Annotated in this window: 21 protein-coding genes; 6 read left to right on the top strand and 15 right to left on the bottom strand. The window is 42.8% G+C overall.

Annotation, left to right across the window (positions count from 1 at the left end):
* Positions 1–124: 124 nt before the first annotated feature.
* Entirely contained in the window at positions 125–565 is a 441-nt protein-coding gene (locus FLP08_RS01545; protein ID WP_156273346.1) for a YybH family protein, read from the bottom strand.
* A gap of 258 nt (positions 566–823) precedes the next feature.
* Between FLP08_RS01545 and FLP08_RS01550 the strand changes: the two genes are divergently transcribed.
* Entirely contained in the window at positions 824–1,549 is a 726-nt protein-coding gene (locus FLP08_RS01550; protein WP_156273348.1) for an SIMPL domain-containing protein, read from the top strand.
* Positions 1,550–1,556: 7 nt separating this feature from the next.
* Here the strand turns inward: FLP08_RS01550 and FLP08_RS01555 are convergent, their stop codons facing one another.
* The gene (locus tag FLP08_RS01555; protein ID WP_156274300.1) at positions 1,557–2,921 is read right to left on the bottom strand and encodes a pyridoxal phosphate-dependent decarboxylase family protein; all 1,365 of its coding nucleotides are present in this window, start codon (positions 2,919–2,921) and stop codon (positions 1,557–1,559) included.
* A 1-nt stretch (position 2,922) separates the two neighbouring features.
* Positions 2,923–4,539 carry a bacillithiol biosynthesis cysteine-adding enzyme BshC gene (gene bshC / locus FLP08_RS01560; protein ID WP_156273350.1) on the bottom strand — a complete coding sequence of 539 codons (1,617 nt, stop codon included), beginning with the start codon at positions 4,537–4,539 and terminating at the stop codon, positions 2,923–2,925.
* 139 nt (positions 4,540–4,678) lie between these two features.
* Between bshC and FLP08_RS01565 the strand changes: the two genes are divergently transcribed.
* The 4 genes from FLP08_RS01565 to FLP08_RS01580 all read left to right on the top strand — a co-directional run bounded on the left by FLP08_RS01565 (position 4,679) and on the right by FLP08_RS01580 (position 11,658).
* Positions 4,679–5,473, top strand: a complete 795-nt coding sequence (locus FLP08_RS01565; RefSeq protein WP_156273352.1) for a carboxylesterase family protein — start codon at positions 4,679–4,681, stop codon at positions 5,471–5,473.
* 93 nt (positions 5,474–5,566) lie between these two features.
* Positions 5,567–8,056, top strand: a complete 2,490-nt coding sequence (locus FLP08_RS01570) for a M14 family zinc carboxypeptidase (RefSeq protein ID WP_156273354.1) — start codon at positions 5,567–5,569, stop codon at positions 8,054–8,056.
* An 11-nt stretch (positions 8,057–8,067) separates the two neighbouring features.
* Positions 8,068–10,884: a M16 family metallopeptidase gene (locus FLP08_RS01575; RefSeq protein ID WP_156273356.1), complete on the top strand. Its 2,817-nt coding sequence runs from the start codon at positions 8,068–8,070 to the stop codon at positions 10,882–10,884.
* A gap of 99 nt (positions 10,885–10,983) precedes the next feature.
* Positions 10,984–11,658, top strand: coding sequence for a TVP38/TMEM64 family protein (locus FLP08_RS01580; RefSeq protein ID WP_156273358.1), 675 nt, complete (start codon positions 10,984–10,986; stop codon positions 11,656–11,658).
* A 2-nt stretch (positions 11,659–11,660) separates the two neighbouring features.
* On the opposite strand, the gene FLP08_RS01585 is transcribed toward FLP08_RS01580, so the two are convergent.
* The 12 genes from FLP08_RS01585 to FLP08_RS01640 all read right to left on the bottom strand — a co-directional run bounded on the left by FLP08_RS01585 (position 11,661) and on the right by FLP08_RS01640 (position 20,439).
* Positions 11,661–12,083 (bottom strand): hypothetical protein, encoded by a 423-nt coding sequence (locus FLP08_RS01585; protein ID WP_156273360.1) that lies wholly within the window; start codon positions 12,081–12,083, stop codon positions 11,661–11,663.
* Positions 12,084–12,131: 48 nt separating this feature from the next.
* A complete protein-coding gene (rimO, locus tag FLP08_RS01590) occupies positions 12,132–13,484 on the bottom strand; it encodes a 30S ribosomal protein S12 methylthiotransferase RimO (protein WP_156273362.1) in 1,353 nt (450 codons plus the stop codon).
* 108 nt (positions 13,485–13,592) lie between these two features.
* Entirely contained in the window at positions 13,593–13,877 is a 285-nt protein-coding gene (locus FLP08_RS01595) for a hypothetical protein (RefSeq protein WP_156273364.1), read from the bottom strand.
* The gene (locus FLP08_RS01600) at positions 13,870–15,504 is read right to left on the bottom strand and encodes an amidase family protein (protein WP_156273366.1); all 1,635 of its coding nucleotides are present in this window, start codon (positions 15,502–15,504) and stop codon (positions 13,870–13,872) included. Before FLP08_RS01600 ends, FLP08_RS01595 begins: the two co-directional genes overlap by 8 nt.
* A 4-nt stretch (positions 15,505–15,508) precedes the next feature.
* Positions 15,509–16,462, bottom strand: coding sequence for a signal recognition particle-docking protein FtsY (ftsY, locus tag FLP08_RS01605; RefSeq protein ID WP_156273368.1), 954 nt, complete (start codon positions 16,460–16,462; stop codon positions 15,509–15,511).
* 143 nt (positions 16,463–16,605) lie between these two features.
* Complete coding sequence (locus tag FLP08_RS01610) at positions 16,606–16,755, bottom strand: DUF4295 domain-containing protein (RefSeq protein WP_084509775.1); 150 nt, start codon at positions 16,753–16,755, stop codon at positions 16,606–16,608.
* Positions 16,756–16,762: 7 nt separating this feature from the next.
* A complete protein-coding gene (gene rpmG / locus FLP08_RS01615) occupies positions 16,763–16,945 on the bottom strand; it encodes a 50S ribosomal protein L33 (RefSeq protein WP_057480125.1) in 183 nt (60 codons plus the stop codon).
* A 29-nt stretch (positions 16,946–16,974) separates the two neighbouring features.
* Complete coding sequence (gene rpmB, locus FLP08_RS01620; RefSeq protein ID WP_156273370.1) at positions 16,975–17,214, bottom strand: 50S ribosomal protein L28; 240 nt, start codon at positions 17,212–17,214, stop codon at positions 16,975–16,977.
* Between the two features lie 228 nt (positions 17,215–17,442).
* On the bottom strand, positions 17,443–18,702 hold the full coding sequence (locus FLP08_RS01625) for a competence/damage-inducible protein A (protein ID WP_156273372.1): 1,260 nt from the start codon (positions 18,700–18,702) through the stop codon (positions 17,443–17,445).
* Positions 18,699–19,040, bottom strand: coding sequence for an Hpt domain-containing protein (locus tag FLP08_RS01630; protein WP_156273374.1), 342 nt, complete (start codon positions 19,038–19,040; stop codon positions 18,699–18,701). Before FLP08_RS01630 ends, FLP08_RS01625 begins: the two co-directional genes overlap by 4 nt.
* Positions 19,041–19,048: 8 nt before the next feature.
* Positions 19,049–19,663, bottom strand: a complete 615-nt coding sequence (locus FLP08_RS01635; RefSeq protein WP_156273376.1) for a fumarylacetoacetate hydrolase family protein — start codon at positions 19,661–19,663, stop codon at positions 19,049–19,051.
* A complete protein-coding gene (locus FLP08_RS01640) occupies positions 19,663–20,439 on the bottom strand; it encodes a 3'-5' exonuclease (protein ID WP_156273378.1) in 777 nt (258 codons plus the stop codon). The genes FLP08_RS01635 and FLP08_RS01640 overlap by 1 nt, the downstream gene beginning before the upstream one ends.
* A 166-nt stretch (positions 20,440–20,605) precedes the next feature.
* Between FLP08_RS01640 and FLP08_RS01645 the strand changes: the two genes are divergently transcribed.
* The gene (locus FLP08_RS01645; RefSeq protein ID WP_156273380.1) at positions 20,606–21,025 is read left to right on the top strand and encodes a BLUF domain-containing protein; all 420 of its coding nucleotides are present in this window, start codon (positions 20,606–20,608) and stop codon (positions 21,023–21,025) included.
* The last annotated feature ends 17 nt before the right edge of the window (positions 21,026–21,042 follow it).

A 21,042-nucleotide genomic window follows, 5' to 3' on the forward strand; every position in this document is an offset into this window, starting at 1 on the left:
TGCATAATGATTAATCTTTTTTTTGCCCTACATTAAAAGTCCTCAGTTAACTTGGGGATTTTTTCTTTACAATAAAAAAGTCTCGTGTATACACGAGACTTTAAATTTTTCAACTGCTGAAGTCTTATTTTGCAGATACCGAAGTACTGATCACGTCACGGTAGATCTTCCATTCACCATCTATTTTTTTCCACAAGGTCGAGTAATGCCCGTGGTCTACCTTTTGCCCGTCTTTAGTATGTATCTCGTAATTCCCTATCTCGTGGGCATAATCTCCAAAATCCTGAACCTCTTCGGTATTTATCACCAGCTGCATTTCCTGCTGCGCCATGGGCTTGTGAGCCTCGGTCACGGCAGCCCTGCCGCTTATAGGCTGATGTCCCGACATTTTGAACATCACATCTTCAGCGAAGAAAGAACTAAATTTTTCATAGTCACCATTTTTCATAGCTTCATGCATTATTTCAGAATTCTCCTTGATAGCAGATTTTGCATCTCCCGAATCCTGGGCATAAGATGAAAAACTAAAAAGAATGATCGCAAAAAGTACAAATAGTCTTTTCATAATATTGATTGGTTTAGTGGTTACTTAGGAGAGTGAAAATCTTCGTATACTCGAGATTTTCACAGAACTGAATATACAAAAAAAATAAATCGGAATCATTTAACTATATAGAATACAGCTTCTTACAAAAAGCAATATTCATTTATTTAAACGCAAAAATTAAAAAACAGGTCTATTTACTTCTAAATCTTCGGAAGGAAATTTCCGTTTACAGATGCGGGAGATTATTTATATTTAGAGTGGTCTAATTTGTTACATATGAAATATTTTCCTGCGGTCATTTTTTCGATAGCCATTATCCTCTCTGCCTATTTACTGGGTAACTCGTATGTTTCCCGCGCTAACCCGGATGGAGTCATCTCGGTGACCGGCTCGGGAAGTGAGAATTTCATTTCAGACCTTATTGTTTGGGAAGGTCGCTTCAGCCGCATGAACCCTAATTTGGAGAAAGCCTATGAACAGTTAAACCGGGATAAGGAAATCGTAAAAAATTACCTGGTAGAACAGGGAATCGAACCGGAGAATATAGTCTTCAATTCTGTCCAGACAGTGGAGCAACGCGAAAACCAGTACCAGAACGGTAACTTCACCGGCAGCATCTTTAAGGGGTATGAACTGGTGCAGCCTATAAAGATCGAATCTAATGAGGTTGAAAAGATCGAGGAGGTCTCCCGGGAGATCACTCAATTGCTCAACAAAGGTGTGCAGTTCAATTCCTCTCCCCCACGATATTACTACACCAGGCTTGCCGACCTTAAGATCGAAATGATCTCTAAAGCCACCGAAGACGGCCGGTTAAGAGCCGAAAAGATCGCCGAAAACAGCGGTGGTAGTCTCGGAGATCTCAAAAACGCCGGTATGGGCGTTTTTCAGATCACAGGCCAGAACAGCGGCGAAGACTATAGCTGGAGCGGCGCTTATAACACCGCCGATAAAAATAAAACAGCTTCGATCACCATGAGGCTGGAATATGAAATAGACTGATATATACTTATTCCAGTGTCGCCAGGATCTCGTCTATATCCTTTTCGGTAGTATCGGGATTTATAAAGCAAAATCTTATCACGCTTTCTTCCTTCCAGATGGAGGGAGTGACCAGCGCGAATCCCGAATTATGATTTCTATAGGTCCAGTCCCGGTAATCTTCAGCAGTCCAACCCTTTCTTTTGAATAAAACCACAGATAGACTTGAAGGCCTCACCAGTTCAAGGTTAGAGCCATTCTTGATTTTTTCTTCAGCAATTTTGGCCAGTTCTATCCCACGTTCTATAGCTTCTTTATACTTATTTGTCCCATGCATGGCTAAAGAAAACCACAAAGGCATTCCTCTTAATCGACGGGTAAGCTGGATCTGGTAATCGGCCGGGTTAAAGCCCTGTGCTCCTTCATCTTTAAAGATCTCCAGGTAAGCTCCCTTTTGGGAATGGGCTTTTTTCGCCAGTTCCAGGTTCTTATAGATCACGGCGCCACAATCGTAAGGAGAGAACAACCATTTGTGGGGGTCTATGGTAATACTATCTGCCTTTTCTATCCCATTGAATAAAAACCTGACCGAATTAGCCGCCAGGGCTCCACCGCCATAAGCACAATCTACATGCAACCAGATATTCTCTTCTTCGCAAACATCGGCAATTCCCTGCAGGTCATCAATAATTCCCGCATTAGTAGTTCCTCCCGTGGCCACTACTGCAAATAGCCTGTCCCGGTCATGCTCGCTGAGACCTTTTATTGCATCCTTAAGTTCATCACCAGAAAGGAATTCATCATCTGAATCTATCAGGTGAACATCTGCATCCATTACCTTGGCCATGGATTTTATAGAACTGTGAGCCCCGGTAGAGGTCATTAGTAAGGCTCTTTCTCTTGCATGTTTGGGCTTCTGCTCTCTCCATTCTTCTCTTGCCGTCACCAAAGCCGATAAATTCGCCGCAGTGCCTCCACTTGTAAATACACCAAAAGCACCTTCGGGCAGTTTGGTTAGCGACACCAGCCATTTCATGGCCTGGTTCTCGCAAAATATCCCTCCGGCACCCTCCATCCAGTATGCACCATGTATGCTCGAGGCTGAAGTTACCAGGTCGAACATGATGGCGGCCCTTGTGGGCGCCGCAGGCACAAAAGCCAGGTGTCTTGGATGATCTATGGGTACGGTAGCCTTTACCAGCACATCCCGAAATAACTGAAAAGCATTCTCCCCGCCAATACCTTCGGGGGTGATCGTTTCTCCCACTATACGCAATAAGTCTTCCTCCTTTTTAGGAGATCCCATTTCTGGGGTCACATTGGAGATCCGGTCTATGGTATATTTCATGACATCCAGGGTCATTTCAACCAGATCCATGTCTATGGTATGCATTCTATTCTTTTCCAAAGGTCAAAATTTTAAAGTTAGCATCCAGAGGATCAAGATTATTCAGTAACTGAGTGATAAGATCTTCTCCATATTCATCATAGAATTCTGAAAAGTTGGTTTGTCTTTCCTGTAAACTTCGGTTAGGGAAGAGATCGTTCTGTATTTCAGTGATCCTCTCCACCTCGTCCTTCAATTTACGTTTTTGAGCTTTAAGCAGTCTTTTTTCAAGATTATCCAGGCCTTTTAGCTGTTTTACTTCCTGTGCCTTTACAGCCCCGAGGAAAGACTGATCTGTTTTTTCTGCCAATTCATACATTTCCTGGAACTGTTTCACCAAATGCTCTTTCTGAGGTGAGAAATCAATGTCAATATTTGAGATCTTTCTTACCTTCCTGTTGATAAGTTCATGTTGCTTTAGGAAAAGTTCCGGGATAGAAATATCCAGTCTTTCTCTTTTGTAATTTTGCTTGGCACTTTGCAACAAGGCTGAATTCCTGAGCAATAGTATAGGAAACATCACCTTTTCAGCTTCAAAATAATCCTTTAACTCCAGCCAGTAAGCCAGTTCACCGCCTCCACCTATATAGCATAGATTAGGTAGGATCACTTCCTGATATAAAGGCCTCATCATCACGTTAGGGCTAAAGCGCTCAGGGTATTGCTGCAATTCGTTCAGGATCTCGTCTTCACTCCAGGAAATTTCGGTTTCGTGAACATAGTATTTATCCTCTCTTTTGATGATCCTTTCCCTAATCTCCTCATTTAGATAGAATAGGTTGATCTCCCTAGGGTTCACCTGTACATTATACCCAAGGGAATTCAAATTTTCTACACTGGCGGAGGTCTTTTCATAGGAAACCTGTTTAAGAAGCTCATTTTTAGCGTAGGGAGCAAAATGATTCTTCAACCTCGCATCTCCTGCAGCCACGATCACAAGACCGTATTCCCCAAAGATCTCATTAGCGAGGTAGCGGGTGGCATCGGTAAGGTTATCATGGTTTAGATAAGCATTTTCAAATAGGGCCTTCAGTTTTTCAGCATTTTCGCCTCCTCCAAGTTCCGCGGAAAAGAGTTCAAAAACATCTTTCAGCCCCTTGGTAGAAAGTTTCCCAACGGCCGTTTTTCCGGCCCTTTCATCAGCCTTGTTCCATTTGAATTTCTTTCCATGCAGATTAAAGAAATTGATCTCCTCAAAATCATGATCCTCAGTTGCCATCCAGTAAACCGGCACAAAATCATTTTCCGGATATCTTTCCTTTAAACGGCTGGTTAGATTGATGGTAGAAACGATCTTATAAAGAAAGTACAGCGGCCCGGTAAATAAATTCAGCTGGTGACCGGTAACCACGGTAAATGTATTCTTCTCCTTTAAAACCTCAATATTCTTTCGCGTCTTATCAGAAACATCTAATTCCCGATACTGCTCAGTAAGAACCTCAAACAGGTCCTGTCTAATCTTATGGTCATAAGACTCGCTTTTTTCCTTTATCTGGGCTTCGAAATTATCAATACGGGGAAAGCGCTTATAAAAGTTCTTCAATTCCTCCTTTTCAGAAAGGTAATCAAGGATGAGATCTGAGAAATAATTTGTTTCTGAGTAAGGTATCTGCTCTATAGCCATCAATTGTCTTAAAAATTACCGTAAATATAAAACCTTTTGAAGAGGAAACTAAATTCTGAATTACCCCATAGCTCCGCTTTTATATAAGATTAACATACTGGATTATTTCTTATCTTAGAGAAATTAATCCTTCATCATCATGAAAAAGCTAGTTTTTAGGTCCATCCTCGTAGTATTGATCACGTTTTTCAGTATTAGCTGTTCTTCAGATGATAATGATTCTCCCAGCACCCCAGACCGGACAAGTGCCGATGTTGAGGCAGATTTCCAGGCATTAGACCTCACTACCGGGGTAAATGATGTAAGCCTTCAAAGTGTGGAAGGCAGGACCTGGAATTTCAGACTTATAATTCCTGAAAGCGCAGGTACTTCGGAACGTCCATTGATTCTCACCCTGCATGGTGCCTCCGGCGGAAATCCGGATGCCCATAAATCCACGGCTTGTTATACCGAACCTGGCTTTGAAGCAATAGACCCGATCATCCTAAGTCCCAACGGAGGTAATAATTTATGGACAGATGCTGTTAACCAGCAGATGATACTTAGTCTCCTGTTCCTGGTTAATAAATACCAGAACGTGAATGAAGACAGGGTGGTTGTGACCGGCTACAGCAACGGAGGGAATGGTGCCTGGTTTTATGCTGAAGTTGTCCAGGGCCTCTTTAGCGCTTCCATCCCTATGGTAAGTTCCTATAACACTTATAGTACCGCCGGGACTCCCAGACAGATCAACATCCCCCTGTATGTAATTCATGGAGAGAATGATGAGCTCTTTCCTTTGGCAGAAACCCAGGAATGGGTTGAAGCTACCCGAAGCGCGGGTACCGATGTCACCATGGAAGTAGCGCCTGGTCTCGGTCATTATGAGCCCTGTGAGTATGTACCATATGTAAAAAATGCCGTTGAGTGGCTTCAGAACGATGTCTGGAACTAAAATCTGCTTACTTATCTAAGAAATTATAAGCCCTAAGGCCTAATTTTTCGCAGTAGGCTTTATATTTACTGGTGCAAACCAAAACCTGAATTAATGAAATATCAGTATTCCCTGCTATGCCTTTTATTTTTTACTGCTCAGATACTTTTCGCACAAAATCTTAAATCTCCTTCAGAATTCCTTGGTTACGAACTGGGGAGTCAGTTTTCCAGACATGCAGACGTGGTTAACTATTTTAATCACGTAGCTGCAAATTCATCCATGGTAGATTATCATACCTACGGAAAAACCAATGAACGCCGACCTCTCACCTACGCAATAATTTCTTCTGAAAAGAATATAAAGAGACTGGAAGATATCAGGGCTGCACATTTGAAAAATGCCGGGCTTGGCAATGGAAATCCTGATAATGAAATCGCCATCGTCTGGTTAAGCTACAATGTTCACGGAAATGAGGCTTCCAGTACCGAAGCGAGCATGAAGACCCTTTATTCGCTAATTACCGAAAAAGAAGACTGGCTTGAGAATACCGTGGTCATCATAGACCCCTGCATGAATCCCGATGGCAGGGACAGGTATGCCAACTGGTATAACCAGGTAAAGACCGAACCTTATAATACTTCCCAGGCTGCGGCTGAACATCATGAACCCTGGCCTGGCGGCAGACCTAATCATTATCTTTTCGACCTCAATCGGGACTGGGCCTGGGCCACGCAGGTAGAAACCAGGGAAAGGCTGAAAATCTATAATCAATGGATGCCACATATACATGTTGATTTCCATGAGCAGGGAATAAATGACCCTTACTATTTTGCGCCGGCGGCTGAACCTTTCCACGAGATCATCACCCCTTTCCAGAGGGATTTTCAAACAAGGATCGGGAAGAATCATGCTAAATACTTCGACAGGGAAGGCTGGTTATATTTCACCGGTGAAAGATTCGATCTGCTTTACCCTAGTTACGGAGATACCTACCCAACTTATATGGGAGCGATTGGTATGACCTACGAACAGGCCGGGCATGGCCGTGCTGGTCTGGGCATAGAAACCGATGAAGGCTATGTGCTAAGCCTGAAGGATCGTGTGGAACACCACCATACTACCGGCCTGTCTACGGTAGAGGTCGCTTCAAAAAATGCTGCTGAACTCAATAATGAATTCCAGGATTATTTCGATAAGACAGATTTTGAATATAAAAGTTATGCCCTGCAGGGTTCTCCAGATAAATTAGCTACTCTAAAGGCACTGCTGGACAGGCATGAGATCAAATACTCTTACGCCAACTCCGGCAGGATCAATGGTTATAAATTCAATTCTAATTCAAACGGTAGTCTGGATGCAGACGCAAGCACTTTGATCATCTCTACGAACCAGCCCAAAGCTAAGATGGTAAAAGTCTTGTTCGAGCCAAAGACGAAACTAATGGATTCGCTTACTTATGATATCACTGCCTGGAGCTTGCCTTACGCCTATGGCCTGGATGCCGTAGCCAGTGGCAAGCTAATAAACGACGGAAAGGCTTCTGCTGCCCCTGAAGTGCAAAACAAGGCAAACCCTAATGCTGCGGGATATATTACCAAGTGGGACAGTATGCAGGATGCACAATTTCTTTCGGAACTTTTGAAAAATGGTATAAAAGTGCGCTTTAGCGAGGTAGCCTTTGAGAGCCATGGAAAGAAATTCGAGCCAGGCAGCCTGGTCATTACCAAAAGTGACAACCTTAAAGTCGAGGATTTTGACGCCAAACTTGTCGAGATCGCCAATAATTACAAAAGACAGCTTCTTACTGCTGAAACGAGTTTCGCCGGTAGCGGACCCGATTTCGGCTCCTCAGACATAAAGATCATCAACCGCCAGAAGGTAGCGGTCCTAAAAGGAAATGAAATATCCTCTCTTAATTTTGGGGAAGTATGGTATTATTTTGAACAGGATCTTAATTATCCAGTGACTCCTCTTGAGGCCGATTATTTTAACAGGATAGATCTAAGTGAATTCGATGTATTGATATTGCCTGAAGGCTGGTATTCAGACTTCCTGAACGAGGATAACATGAAAAAGATTACTTCCTGGGTAAAGGCTGGCGGAAAACTGATCGCAATTGGCAGAGCGGTAAGTAATTTCACTGAAAAGGAAGGCTTTGGTATTATGGAGAATAAGACCATCGAAAAGGATAGCCTGGCTTCTAAACCCAACCTGGTACCTTATGCACAACGTGAACGTGAAAGCATTAAGGACCTTATTACCGGAAGTATCATTAGAACAAAACTCGATAACACCCATCCGCTGGCATTCGGTTATCCTGATAAATATTTTTCATTAAAGCTCAGCGGCGACAGTTATTCCCTGCTGGAAGATGGATATAATGTTTCTTATCTTGAAGAGCCAGAGATCGTTTCAGGCTTCGCCGGAAGTGAAGCGGTTAAAAAACTTAATAATTCGCTGGTTTTTGGAGAAGTACCTTTAGGTAGCGGAAGTGTGATTTATATGGTAGACAATCCCCTCTTCCGGGCATTCTGGCAAAACGGAAAACTGTTTTTCGCCAATGCCATATTTTTTACGAACAATACTGGTTACGATTACTAATTATTTAGAAAATGAAGACCCTTAAATTTTTAAATCTCTTATTATTCCTGGGAACCACTGTGGTTGCACAGGAATCAAAGAATTTTTCGGTAGACTTTGAAACCTTTAACCTGGAGAACGGCCTAAAGGTAATTCTTCATCAGGACCATTCAGACCCAGTAGTAGCTGTGGCTTTGACTGCGCATGTTGGTTCGGCCAGGGAAAAGGAAGGTCGCACGGGTTTTGCCCACTTATTCGAACACCTGCTGTTTCTTGAGTCTGAAAACCTCGGTAAAGGCGGCCTTGACAAATTAAGTGCCAGAATTGGAGGTTCTGGTGCCAATGGCTCTACCAGCCGCGACCGTACGAACTATTTTCAGACCGTTCCTAACGACGCTCTGGAAAAGATGATCTGGGCTGAAGCGGACAAACTGGGATTTTTTATCAATACAGTTACAGAACCTGTACTGGCCAAGGAAAAACAGGTCGTAAAGAACGAGAAGCGACAAAGGGTTGATAATCGCCCCTATGGGCATACCTATTATGTGGTAGACAGGAACCTTTATCCAGAAGGTCATCCTTATCACTGGCAGGTAATAGGCAGTCTGAAAGACCTGCAGAATGCCACTTTACAGGACGTAAAGGATTTCTATAACCGCTGGTATGTTCCGAACAACGTGATCCTCACCATTTCTGGGGATTTTGACAAGGAGCAGGCCAAGGAATGGGTTCACAAATATTTTGACGAAATAGACCGGGGACCAGATATAGAAGAATTAGAAAAGAAACCGGTAAGCCTAGTTGAAATCAAGAACCTCTACCACGAGGATAATTTCGCCAAACTGCCGGAGCTGACCCTCACCTGGCCTTCAGTGCATTATTATCATCCCGATTCCTTTGCCCTGGAGATCCTCGCCAGCTACCTGGCCAATGGAAAAAATGCGCCTCTTTATAAGAAACTGGTGGAAGAAAAGAACCTTACTTCCCAGGTAGAAATGTTCAATTATCCTTCAGAACTGGCCGGCCAGTTAATGCTGCAGGTGAGAGCCTATGAGGGCAAAGACCTGGATTCTGTTAAGTTGGCGATCGAAGAAAGTTTTTCAGAATTCGAACAAAACGGTATCCCGGAAAAAGACCTTAAAAGAATAAAGGCCGGGCTGGAAACCAATTTTTATAATTCCATCTCCAGTGTCTTAGGTAAAGGTTTTCAGTTAGCGCAGTATGAAATCTTCGCCAAAGACCCCAATTTTATAAATAAAGAGGTGGATAAACTATTGGTGGTAACAACCGGCGATGTAATGCGTGTTTTCAATAAATATGTCAATGACAAAAATTATGTGGCTACGAGCTTCGTCCCAAAAGGGAGTTTGGAGCTTGCGCTAGAAGGATCTGAAAAAGCCGAGGTAGTAGAAGAAAAAGTCGTAGAGGGAGCCGAAGAAAAATTTGATCCTAACCAGAAAGTTTCCTACGAAAAAACAGCTTCAAGTTTCGACCGTAGTAAGGAACCTCCATATCATGGCAAACCCGAACTGAATATTCCTAAAATTTGGGATGCGCGAATGCCCTCAGGGATGAAGATCATGGGGATCACGAACAAAGAAGTACCTGTGGTTCAATTCAGCCTGGAGATCAAGGGTGGGCAGCTCCTGGAAACAGCAGCTACGGCAGGAGCCTCACATATGCTGGCGAGCATGATGACCAGGGGAACGGCTAAAAGAACCCCGGCAGAACTCGAGGAAGCCATAGAATTACTGGGTGCGTCCATCTATGTGAATTCTGAAGAAGAAAAAATCAGCATTTCGGGAAATACTTTGGCCAAGAATTTTTCAGAAACCATGGACCTCGTTCAGGAAATCCTTCTTCAGCCAAGGTGGGATGAAAAGGAATTTGAACTGATCAAACAGCAAAGTCTTAGCCAGCTACAGGAAGAAAAGGGAGATCCCAACTCCATCGCTGAGAATGAATTTAAAAAACTGGTTTACGGGGAAAACAGCATACTTTCTTATAATGAACTGGGAACTCCGGAAACTCTGAGGAATTTGAGTCTTGAAGATCTAAAGGATTTTTACGAAGAAAACCTTTCTCCCCTGGCCTCTACTTTCCTCGTGGCGGGCTTTGTGGAAAAGGAAGATGCGGTAGATGCAGTAAAAGCCATCTCGGCAAGCTGGCCTCCAAAGCCAGTTAAATTCCCAGAAATACCAGAATTCACACCCCCACAAAAATCGAAGGTTTATTTTTACGATGTTCCCGGAGCTAAACAATCTGTTCTTGCCTTTGGTGCGCCGGGTCTTTCAGCAAAAAATGATGATTTTTACCCGGCAGAGGTCATGAATTACCGTCTTGGTGGTGGCAGCTTTGCTTCCAGGTTAACCCAGCAATTACGCGAAGGCAAGGGTTACACTTATGGTATACGCTCCGGCTTCGCAGACAGGTCTTATATCGGACCTTTTATGATAAGCAGTGGCGTTAGGACCAATATCACTTATGAAGCTGCAGAACTGGTTCGGGATATAGTGAAAGATTACGCATCTACCTTCACCTCTGAAGACCTTGAAGTCACCAAAAGCTATATGATAAAAAGTAACGCCAGGAAGTTCGAGACCCTGGGCGCAAAACTGAATATGCTGCGTGAGATCAGTGATTATGGCTATAATTATGATTATATAAAGGAAAGAGAGAAGGTGACCGAAGAGCTTAGTGTTTTAGATATACAGGACCTGGCCAGAAAATATGTAGACCCCGAAAGGATGTATTACCTCATTGTTGGTGATGCCGAAACTCAACTGGAAAAGCTTGAAGACTTAGGCTACGGTGAACCGGTGCTATTAAATCCTGAGGATTCCAACTAAAACTTTATCAAAGATTTAAGTCAGGCGGGAATTTACATTTCCGCCTTTTTTATATCTTTTCCTCGATCAGTGATTCCTAACGAGACCAAATAAGAACTTTTGTCCAAAAAAATTTCTTACATCCTAACCTTGAGCACAGTAGCCGGTCTTCTAATCTTATATTTTGCGCATTCATCCTTTCAGGAGTTTCTGAATGAAACCTGGGATATTTTATGGAGCAATGACGAAGAAAAGATCAGCGCACATTTTGAAAGCTTTGGATTCTGGGGGCCGGTTGCCATCATTATCGTGATGATCCTGCAGATCTTCCTGGTGGTTTTCCCTTCCTGGCTTCCCATGATCGTGGCGGTTTTGGCTTACGGCTTCTGGGGAGGGGCGCTTATTTCCATCGCTGGGGTATACTGCGCTTCAACTATCGCCTTCTACCTCGGGAAATGGCTGGGTGAAGATAACCTAGAGAAGGTTATGGGAAAATCGAAAAACAAAAAAGTGGAATACTGGGTTTCAGAATACGGCTTCTGGACCATTGCAATTTTTAGGATCTCTCCATTTCTTTCTAACGATGCCATTAGCATTATCGCCGGAATGTTGAGCATGAAATACCGTAAGTTCATCCTGGCCACACTTACCGGGATCATCCCACTTTCTTTTGCCATTGCCTATTTTGGGCAGGATACGACAAGTTTGAAGAACGGACTTTACTGGATAGGTGGAGCCGGAATAGTCATCTATGGCCTTTACGTATATATTGACTATCGTAAGCGGAAAAAGTAAGCTTAGAAAGAACCGAATCGAGATTCTAATTTCTGAAGGTCAGTTTCAGAATAACCATTTAACTCTGCCATGGTGCCTTTAGCGTCTGGGGCTTTAATAATTAGATTACTATTGGAAACTTTCAAATTTATTAAATCATTGATCTTATAAGAATGAATTTTCCCTCTAATTGGCTTGTAATTCAATACATTATCATCCCATTCGATGAACTCCTTGTTATTTTCAGGTTTTCCAAAGGCCTTATAGAAATAAAGCATACTAAGGATCACGTAGCAAATAGAGATCACAAAATTGAAGGTAAGCAGTTTTTCTTCAGAATAATTCTTGTTTAGATAGTAAACTATTCCCAAAGCTAACCACAGAGAACCGAAGATGGAATAATAGTTACGTTTGAAGAAACCAAGCTTTCTATTTATTCGTGTCATTTTTAAAAATATCGATCTTTAAATTCAAATTTAAAGATCGACATCGTATTATACAGACTTAATCTTCAATTCCTTTCTTTTTGGCTTTTCAGTGTTGACATTTAATGGCTCTCCGTAAAGATCGAAATCGGCGGCATCTGTGATCTTCACTTCGTAGTAATCACCGGTCTTTAGATATACCGAAGTTGCATCGATCAGCACCTCGTTATCCACATCTGGAGAATCAAATTCGGTACGACCAATAAAATAATTACCTTCTTTTCTATCAATTACCACTTTAAAGGTCTCTCCTATTTTCTGCTGGTTAAGCTCCCAGGAGATCTGTGACTGGATTTCCATGATTTCGTTGGCGCGCTCCTGCTTCACCTCCTGCGGAACATCATCTTCCAGGTTATATGCGTGGGTATTCTCCTCGTGAGAATAGGTAAAACAGCCAAGACGCTCAAAACGCATCTCTTTAACCCATTCCTTTAATTCCTGAAAATGTTCTTCGGTCTCTCCTGGATAACCAACGATCAGGGTGGTCCTGATGGCCATTTCAGGCACTGTTTTCCTGAATTCCTTCAGAAGTTTGGTCGTTTTCTCGTGGGTGGTTCCACGACGCATGGATTTCAGAAGATCATCTGAAATATGCTGAAGCGGAATATCCAGGTAATTGCAAACCTTAGGCTCTCTTTTCATCACTTCCAACACATCCATCGGGAAACCGGTCGGGAATGCATAATGCAGCCTGATCCACTCGATACCTTCAACCTTGACAAGGTTTTCAAGTAATTCGGCAAGATTACGTTTCTTATAGAGATCAAGACCATAATAAGTAAGGTCCTGGGCTATCAATATCAATTCTTTCACCCCGTTGGCGGCAAGCTTTTCAGCTTCGGTCACCAGGTTCTCGATTGGCGTCGATTTATGTCCACCACGCATTAAAGGGATCGCACAGAATGAGCATGGACGGTCACAACCTTCAGCGATCTTTAAATAAGCATAGTTTTTTGGAGTCGTGGTAAGACGCTCCCCGATAAGCTCATGCTTATAATCTGCTTCCAAAGCCGAAAGTAGTCCTGGAAGTTCAGTGGTACCAAAATACTGGTCTACATCTGGGATCTCCTTTTGCAGGTCTGGCTTATATCGTTCGCTTAAACATCCGGTCACGAAGACCTTATCTACATCTCCCTGCTGTTTCTTCTCTACAAATTCAAGAATCGTATTTACAGATTGCTCTTTTGCATTATCTATAAATCCGCAGGTATTTATCACTACGATATTCCCATCCTCTTCATGTACAACGTCCTTATTATTGGCCTTCAACTGACCCATCAAAACCTCGGAGTCGTAAACGTTCTTACTACAGCCAAGGGTTACCACGTTGATCCTGTTCTTCTTTAGTGACTTCGTCCTCATATAATTATCTGCTTTTTAGCCCTGAACTTTTCCGAAGGGAAAGTCCAAAGCGGGTGCAAAGATACAATCTAAAATTAGATATACCTGAAAGTCTTTAACCTGAAGATATTAAGAGAAATATTCGTGTAGTTGCAGCATCCATTCCTTTTCATAATATCTCACGATACTTATAAGAATGGCACCGGCAATAACATAAGCCCAGTGATAGGAATTCCTCTTCACCATAAAACCTCCCACCACGGCGAAAACCAGGTATGGCAGCGAAAGGATAAGATTAGGAATTACCCATGCACCCTGGAACATCGCGATCACCTTCATCACCACATAGAATATACTATAAAAGAAAATAATCTTGGAAATCAGGACGAGATATCTTTGGGAACTACTACTCATTATAATTTTCGGGAGTTTTTCTTCTTTTGGTATTCTTTTCAAAAATATAGGCGAACTGCAGGAGCTGTTCTTCAGTAAATGGCTTACCGATCATGGTGAGTCCCATAGGCCGGTTTTCCCTGGTATAACCCATAGGAACCGTAATGGCGGGATATTTAGCCACAGCGGCATAACCTGCATGATAGTTATTGATAGATAGAATCGCGTCCAACTTATGTTCCTGCATTGGTTTTTCCAGGAACCTGGTACCGTTGATCTTCAGCGTATCCTTGATAGCGGCAAATTCTTTACTGGAAGCCGAATCCTTTACGATTCCGTAGAAAAGGGCTTGCCCGTAGGGAGACCTGTTTAGCGAATCCTGGTTATTATAAGCTATGACATCCTGCACAGAGTTATAGGGAACCTCCCCTCCGTAATTCTTTAAATATGCCGGCAGATCCTGTTTCATATCGAGGTTCAGCAACCTGATAAAATTGGGAAGGTCTATTTCCTCTGCTTCATATTCCACGATCTCGGCTCCGGCTTTTTTAAGGTCGTTAACAGCCCTAACATAAAGGCTATCCTCCATCAAAGATCTTATCGCGCCGAAACGTTTGCCTTTTAAACTAGCTTTCTCCAGGCCATCAATATAATTCCCTGTTGGTTGAACGGCTTTTGCTGAAGCCGGATCTTTATCGTCCACACCCGTCATCGCATCCAGAAGAATTGCGTTATCTATAACCGTCCTAGTGATGGGTCCGGGTGTATCCAGCGTACTGGAAATTGGAACTATCCCTCCGCGGCTTAAAAGACCTATACTAGGTTTTAATCCCACTACAGAATTGGCGCTGGAAGGTGACAGAATTGAACCTGAAGTTTCAGAGCCTACTGCAACCGGTGCTAAATTAGCCGCCACGGCCACTCCGCTTCCCGAACTCGACCCACCCGTATCATGGATCTTTCTTCCGTAAGGATTGAGGGTTTGGCCTCCTACTGTAGAAAACCCATTAGGGCAGCCCTGGCAGAAAAAGTTCGCCCATTCACTTAAATTGGCCTTTCCTAAGATCAAGGCCCCATTTTCCTTAAGTCGCTGTACGATGAAGGCATCCTGGGTCTGGTTATCCTGCAAGGCATGGGAGCCTGCGGTGGTCGGCATCGCTGCCGTATTTATATTATCCTTCAAAAGGACCGGGATCCCAAATATAGGATGCTGGGCTTCAGAACCATTTATCTGACTGTCCTTTGCCCTGGCCTCTTCAATTAAATTGGGATTAAGAGAAATTACAGAATTTAAGGAAAGTTCGTTCTCGCGATCGTATTCCCTGATCCTGGTAAGATAGAACATCGCCAGTTCTTCATAGGTAAGTTTTCCGGAAGCTATCGCCTGCTGTATCTCTGGGATAGATCGTTCAAAAACAAGGGCTTTTACTTCTTCATAAACCTCAGTTGAAAATTCTGAAAGATCTGCCTCGAATGGCTGCCAAAGACTATCATTGTTGATGATCTTTGAATCGACCTGCCTGAACTCCATCTCTTCCACGTTGGTGGAATCGGCAGTAGTTTCGGCAATTTCAGAAGTTTTTTCGGTTTGATCGTTCTTACAAGCCAGGATGCTGGCTGCAGCGAACAGTAGTAAAAGCTTACGCATAGGTTTATTTAAAGAATGAGTCTACAAATTCGTATTTATTGAATACCTGCAGATCCTCAACTCCTTCTCCTACACCAATATATTTTACAGGGATCTTGAACTGGTCGCTAATGCCGATCACTACACCTCCTTTAGCGGTACCGTCCAGTTTGGTCACAGCCAGCGAGGTCACCTCGGTAGCGGCTGTAAACTGCTTGGCCTGCTCAAAAGCATTTTGCCCGGTAGAACCATCGAGCACCAGCAAAACCTCGTGAGGAGCTTCCGGAATGGTCTTTTGCATTACTCGCTTCACCTTGGAAAGTTCCTTCATCAGGTTCACTTTATTATGCAAACGCCCGGCAGTATCTATCAACACTACATCGGCATCCATTTTAACTGCACTTTGTACCGTATCAAAAGCTACGGAAGCAGGATCGCTCCCCATCTTTTGCTTGATTATGGGAACATCTGTCCTGTCTGCCCAGATCTGAAGCTGGTCTATTGCAGCAGCTCTAAAGGTATCTGCGGCTCCAAGAACCACCTTTTGCCCCTTGCTTTTAAACTGATGGGCCAGTTTCCCGATGGTGGTTGTTTTTCCAACACCATTCACACCTACCACCATGATCACATAGGGCTTGGTCTTCTCAGGAACATGTATCTCAGATTCTTCACCCGTATTGGTTTCTGAAAGCAATGCCGCGATCTCTTCGCGAAGTATCTTGTTCAGCTCGTCGGTTCCTAGATATTTATCCCGGGCCACACGTTCTTCTATTCTATTGATCACTTTTATGGTGGTGGCTACTCCAACATCACTGCTAATAAGCACGTCTTCCAGATCATCAAGGACCTCATCGTCTACCTTGGATTTTCCGGCAACCGCCTTACTCATTTTATCAAAAAAACTGGTCTTGGATTTTTCAAGTCCCTTGTCCAGGTTTTCCTTTTTCTCTTTAGAAAATATCTTTTTAAATAAACTCATTGTATTTGGCAGGTTTAAAAAACAAAAGAAGGTTCAAAACCCCCTCATTTTGCGGCAATAAATATACGTAAAAAAGAAAAAGCCGTCCAGAATAAATCCAGGACGGCTTTTTAAGATTATTTAAAATCGTTTGTGAACGATCCTTACTTTTTCAAAAAGTCGTTTACGTCTTCCGGAGCCATGATTTGTTCTACAAATGTATAGGCACCGGTCTTCTCAGATTTAACCATTTTTATCGCTTTGGTTAATCTTTTAGATCCTGTTTGAATAGATGCTACTGATTTCTTTGCCATGACTCAATTATTTTATTTCTTTATGAACCGTCATTTTCTTAAGAATAGGGTTGAATTTTTTCAACTCCATTCTATCCGGTGTATTCTTCTTATTTTTTGTAGTAATATATCTTGAAGTACCTGGTTGTCCAGTCGCTTTGTGCTCTGTACATTCTAGAATTACCTGAACTCTGTTACCTTTCTTTGCCATTGTGAAATATTTTTAGGTGCCGCTTAGGATTATTTCTGAAGAAATCCTTTTGCTCTAGCTTCCTTAATTACGGCAGAAATGCCTTTTTTATTGATATCTTTTAATGCAGAAGTACTCACTTTTAGGGTGATCCATCTGTCTTCTTCAGGAATAAAGAAACGTTTCTTTACTAAGTTAGCGTTAAATTTACGCTTTGTCTTATTCATGGCGTGAGAAACATTATTCCCAACCATAGCTCTTTTCCCGGTAAGTTCACAAACTCTTGACATTGCTCTATACTTTTCTCGTTATTTCAAAACAGGCTGCAAATTAACGATTTTTTTACCTAACAGACAACTAATTCAAAAAAAATATTTTGGTCTTGAAATTAATAAGTTGCCCTGGCGTTCAACTCCCATCCCAACGCTGTTCAGGCTGCAAAAATAGGATTTTTTAAGCATACAAATCAAGCTGAAAGAAATCAATTTTCAGAAAAGTTTTTGGCAAGAGGTTCAAGATCAATGATCTTCCCCGAATTTCAGGATGGCATTCTGCACTAATTCCATAGCCTTGTTCACTGCTTTCCCAATCACCTTTTCGCGGTGATTGCCAAAATTGAACTTATGCGAATTAACTCCCGTCGGAGTGGCAATTCCTATAAAAACCGTTCCCAGTTCTGCATCACTATCTCCCTTTGCTGGCCCGGCATTTCCCGTGGTAGAGATAGCGAAATCGGTATACAATCGCTGCTGTGCTCCTCTTGCCATGGCTTCGGCAACCTCAGCACTCACGACCGACTTTTCTGAAATAATTTCTTCAGGCACTCCTAAAAGGTCCACTTTGACCTGGGTCGCATAGCAAACCACGCTGCCCTTAAAACTTAGGGAAGATCCGGGAGCGGTGGTAAATTTTGCTGCCAGCCTTCCGCCGGTACAGCTTTCAGCAGTGGAGAGCGTCCAGCCTTTTTCAGCAAGCATCCTTCCTATAATCACTTCTATGGAATCATCATCTTCGTAGCCGTAAATGATATCACCAATGATCTTATGCAGACCAGTGATCTGGGCATCGATCTTATTTCTTAGTTCTTCTTCATTTTGTCCGCGGGCTGAAAGTCTCAGTCTAACCCTTCCCAAATTGGGGAGGTAAGCCAGCTTGATATCTGCCGGAAGATTGTCTTCCCAGCTCTCTATCTTTTCAGCAATGGCACTTTCCCCAAGGCCGTAAGTAATAACGGTTTTGTGAAGGATCACCGGCCTGGAAAAACTTTTGATCAATCTCGGGATGATCTCACGCTCCATTAAGCCGCGCATTTCATAGGGAACTCCAGGCATAGATACAAAGACCTTCCCATCCTGTTCAAACCACATTCCGGGAGCTGTACCGTACTCATTATGCAGGGCGATGGCTTTTGAAGGCAATAAAGCCTGGTCGCGGTTGAGATCAGAAATCGGGGTCTCGATGTATTTTTCGAAAAGCTCTTCGATATGTTTTAAAACCTTTTCATTACGAACCAGTTTATCATCAAAGAACTCACAAAGACATTTCTTGGTGATATCATCCTTGGTAGGCCCCAGGCCTCCGGTTATTATAATGATATCAGCTCTTTCTGAAGCTTCTTTTAAGGTTTGCAGGATATGCCCACGCTCGTCCTCGATAGAGGTGATCTGGTGAACACTCACCCCAATCTTGTTAAGCTCCTTGGAAATATAGGCTGAATTGGTATCTACGATCTGGCCTATCAGGATCTCATCCCCTATCGTTACGATCTCTGCCCTCATGCCAGTTGAAAATCTCTTCTAAGAGCACTGGCCGCCACATCTACTTTTCTTGTGATCGTCTCAGCCGCCTCAGGCACCTCATCCTTTCTTTTCCCTTGTTTGGACCAGGCTTCTATAATGAGGATCTGATCCATAAGATTTAGGCCAAAAAGCTGAAGATTGGGTTTCATCTTATGTGCATATTGATATGCCAGTGAGGGATTATCATTGCTGATAGCCTCATTCATCGCAGCAACATCTGGTGGTATTTCTTCCAGAAAGGTCTGTACTACCACGAGCATGAATTCCTCATCCCCGCCGGCCATTTCTTTTACATCATCAAGATTGTAGCTGCTCATTAGGTTGGTTATTTTACTTTTATAGAAAAGATTTTATTTTCTTCCAGGAATCCTTCCAGCCGGTCCTCAGGCTGCACTTTACCTACTCCGGCAGGTGTTCCTGTAAATATGATATCACCTATCTTCAGGGTGAAATAGGTCGAAATATAAGCAATTAATTCATCAATTTTCCAAAGCATATGCGAGGTATTGGCCTGCTGTACGGTCTCCCCGTTTTTCTTCAGACTGAAGTTAAGATCGTCTACGCTTTCAAAATTTTTCTTGTCTAGCCATTTATATCCAACTACCGCAGCTCCGTCAAATGCCTTGGCCTTCTCCCAGGGCAGGCCTTTGTCTTTTAATTTCTGCTGAAGATCCCTCGCCGTAAAGTCTATTCCGAGCCCGATCTCATCATAATATTTGTGAGAAAATTTCGGTTGAATATGTTTCCCTATCTTTTTGATCTTTACCAGAACCTCAACTTCATAATGTATATCATCCGAAAAATCCGGGATGAAAAAAGGTTGTTTTTTCAGCAATATCGAAGTATCCGGCTTCTGAAACAATACCGGTTCCTCGGGCTTCTCGTTCTTTAATTCGGCAATATGCTCGGTGTAATTCCTACCTACGCAAATTATCTTCATTAACTAAGCTTATTATTGAGTTTACGCAGTTTGATCGCGGTAAGTACTTTTTTGGTATATAAGGGAAAATCGGCATTCTGTATCCACCCGAAATAGCCAGGCTCCTCTTCCAACACTTTTTCTACATGCTTGCCTTTATATTTTCCGAAGGCGAAAACCTCTTTTCCTTTTTTGTCGAAACTGATGAATCCAGCAAAATCAGCAAACTTTTTACGAGAACTGAAGTCTGCCAGCCATTTCATATCGTTTTCAAGGTCTTCGTATTTGTCCAGCTGTGATTTCAGCACCTCGTAAGTAGCTTCTGTATCGGCTTCGGCACCGTGAGCTCCTTCCAGCTCTTTTCCGCAGTAAAATAGGTAGGCGGCAGAAAGGGTTCGCTGTTCTTTTTTATGAAAAATGGTCTGCACATCTACAGCTACCACATTCTTCATTTCAAAATCGATCCCGGCCCTCAGTAATTCTTCTACAAGTAAGGGGATATCAAAGCGGTTAGAATTATACCCTCCCAGGTCGCAGCCCTTGATCAGATCATGAATTTTAGAGGCCAGTTCCTTGAAAGTAGGCTCGTTAGCCACCTTTTCATTAGAAATTCCGTGAATGGCCACTACTTCTGCTGGAATATCCCTTTCCGGGTTTACCAGCCAGGTATGACTTTCCTTATTGCCGTTGGGGTATACTTTCAGGATGGCGATCTCCACGATCCTGTCTTTGGAAATATTGGTGCCTGTGGTCTCCAGGTCAAAAAAACAGATAGGTTTGGTAAGCTTCAGGTCCATGCTTTTCATTTAATTCTGAACAAATATACTATAATTCTATGCTTGCACCGGGCAGGTATCCGGGCAAATTGCACATAGATTTTATACTTAAACGACTTGGAATTTAAGCCAGTATTAACTTGATGCGATTTTTCCTATATTTAAAGTATCATTGAATTTTCACGAAGTGTACAAGTATATCTCTTATATGAGCCGGCAGTCGCACATCATGTCTGAAGCAGGCCTTGAAAAGCTTTTAGAAAACTGCCGGATAAATAATTCTGCCATGGGGATCACCGGTCTGCTGGTGTCCTACCAGGGTATTTTCATTCAATACATCGAGGGGGCACCTGGCTTGATAGATGAACTATTCCAGAAGATCAAGAAAGACGCCAGGCATCATAGCGTTGTCGAGCTAGATTCCGGACTGCAACAGGACAGGCAGTTTTCCAACTGGTCTATGGCTTTCAGACAACTGGATCATAAAAAAGCCGAAAAGATACTTGGCTACAGGGATTTTGACAAAAATGAAGTTTTTAAGGGCCGCCGTGAATATGATAATCATCATGCTACCCGCCTGCTGAACTCATTTGTAAATAACCTATAAAAAAAGCCGTGACATTT

Source organism: Christiangramia aestuarii, from assembly GCF_009735585.1.
GTDB lineage: Bacteria > Bacteroidota > Bacteroidia > Flavobacteriales > Flavobacteriaceae > Christiangramia > Christiangramia aestuarii.

Bases quoted from the DNA above. Each gene is read 5' to 3' on its own strand.
- rpmB (WP_156273370.1), bottom strand. From the start codon at position 17,214: ATGTCAAGAGTTTGTGAACTTACCGGGAAAAGAGCTATGGTTGGGAAT.
- rimO (WP_156273362.1), bottom strand. From the start codon at position 13,484: ATGAGGACGAAGTCACTAAAGAAGAACAGGATCAACGTGGTAACCCTT.
- FLP08_RS01610 (WP_084509775.1), bottom strand. From the start codon at position 16,755: ATGGCAAAGAAATCAGTAGCATCTATTCAAACAGGATCTAAAAGATTA.
- FLP08_RS01575 (WP_156273356.1), top strand. From the start codon at position 8,068: ATGAAGACCCTTAAATTTTTAAATCTCTTATTATTCCTGGGAACCACT.
- rpmG (WP_057480125.1), bottom strand. From the start codon at position 16,945: ATGGCAAAGAAAGGTAACAGAGTTCAGGTAATTCTAGAATGTACAGAG.
- FLP08_RS01625 (WP_156273372.1), bottom strand. From the start codon at position 18,702: ATGAGGGCAGAGATCGTAACGATAGGGGATGAGATCCTGATAGGCCAG.
- ftsY (WP_156273368.1), bottom strand. From the start codon at position 16,462: ATGAGTTTATTTAAAAAGATATTTTCTAAAGAGAAAAAGGAAAACCTG.
- FLP08_RS01565 (WP_156273352.1), top strand. From the start codon at position 4,679: ATGAAAAAGCTAGTTTTTAGGTCCATCCTCGTAGTATTGATCACGTTT.
- FLP08_RS01595 (WP_156273364.1), bottom strand. From the start codon at position 13,877: ATGAGTAGTAGTTCCCAAAGATATCTCGTCCTGATTTCCAAGATTATT.
- FLP08_RS01570 (WP_156273354.1), top strand. From the start codon at position 5,567: ATGAAATATCAGTATTCCCTGCTATGCCTTTTATTTTTTACTGCTCAG.
- FLP08_RS01550 (WP_156273348.1), top strand. From the start codon at position 824: ATGAAATATTTTCCTGCGGTCATTTTTTCGATAGCCATTATCCTCTCT.
- FLP08_RS01630 (WP_156273374.1), bottom strand. From the start codon at position 19,040: ATGAGCAGCTACAATCTTGATGATGTAAAAGAAATGGCCGGCGGGGAT.
- bshC (WP_156273350.1), bottom strand. From the start codon at position 4,539: ATGGCTATAGAGCAGATACCTTACTCAGAAACAAATTATTTCTCAGAT.
- FLP08_RS01640 (WP_156273378.1), bottom strand. From the start codon at position 20,439: ATGGACCTGAAGCTTACCAAACCTATCTGTTTTTTTGACCTGGAGACC.
- FLP08_RS01545 (WP_156273346.1), bottom strand. From the start codon at position 565: ATGAAAAGACTATTTGTACTTTTTGCGATCATTCTTTTTAGTTTTTCA.
- FLP08_RS01585 (WP_156273360.1), bottom strand. From the start codon at position 12,083: ATGACACGAATAAATAGAAAGCTTGGTTTCTTCAAACGTAACTATTAT.
- FLP08_RS01635 (WP_156273376.1), bottom strand. From the start codon at position 19,663: ATGAAGATAATTTGCGTAGGTAGGAATTACACCGAGCATATTGCCGAA.
- FLP08_RS01555 (WP_156274300.1), bottom strand. From the start codon at position 2,921: ATGCATACCATAGACATGGATCTGGTTGAAATGACCCTGGATGTCATG.
- FLP08_RS01600 (WP_156273366.1), bottom strand. From the start codon at position 15,504: ATGCGTAAGCTTTTACTACTGTTCGCTGCAGCCAGCATCCTGGCTTGT.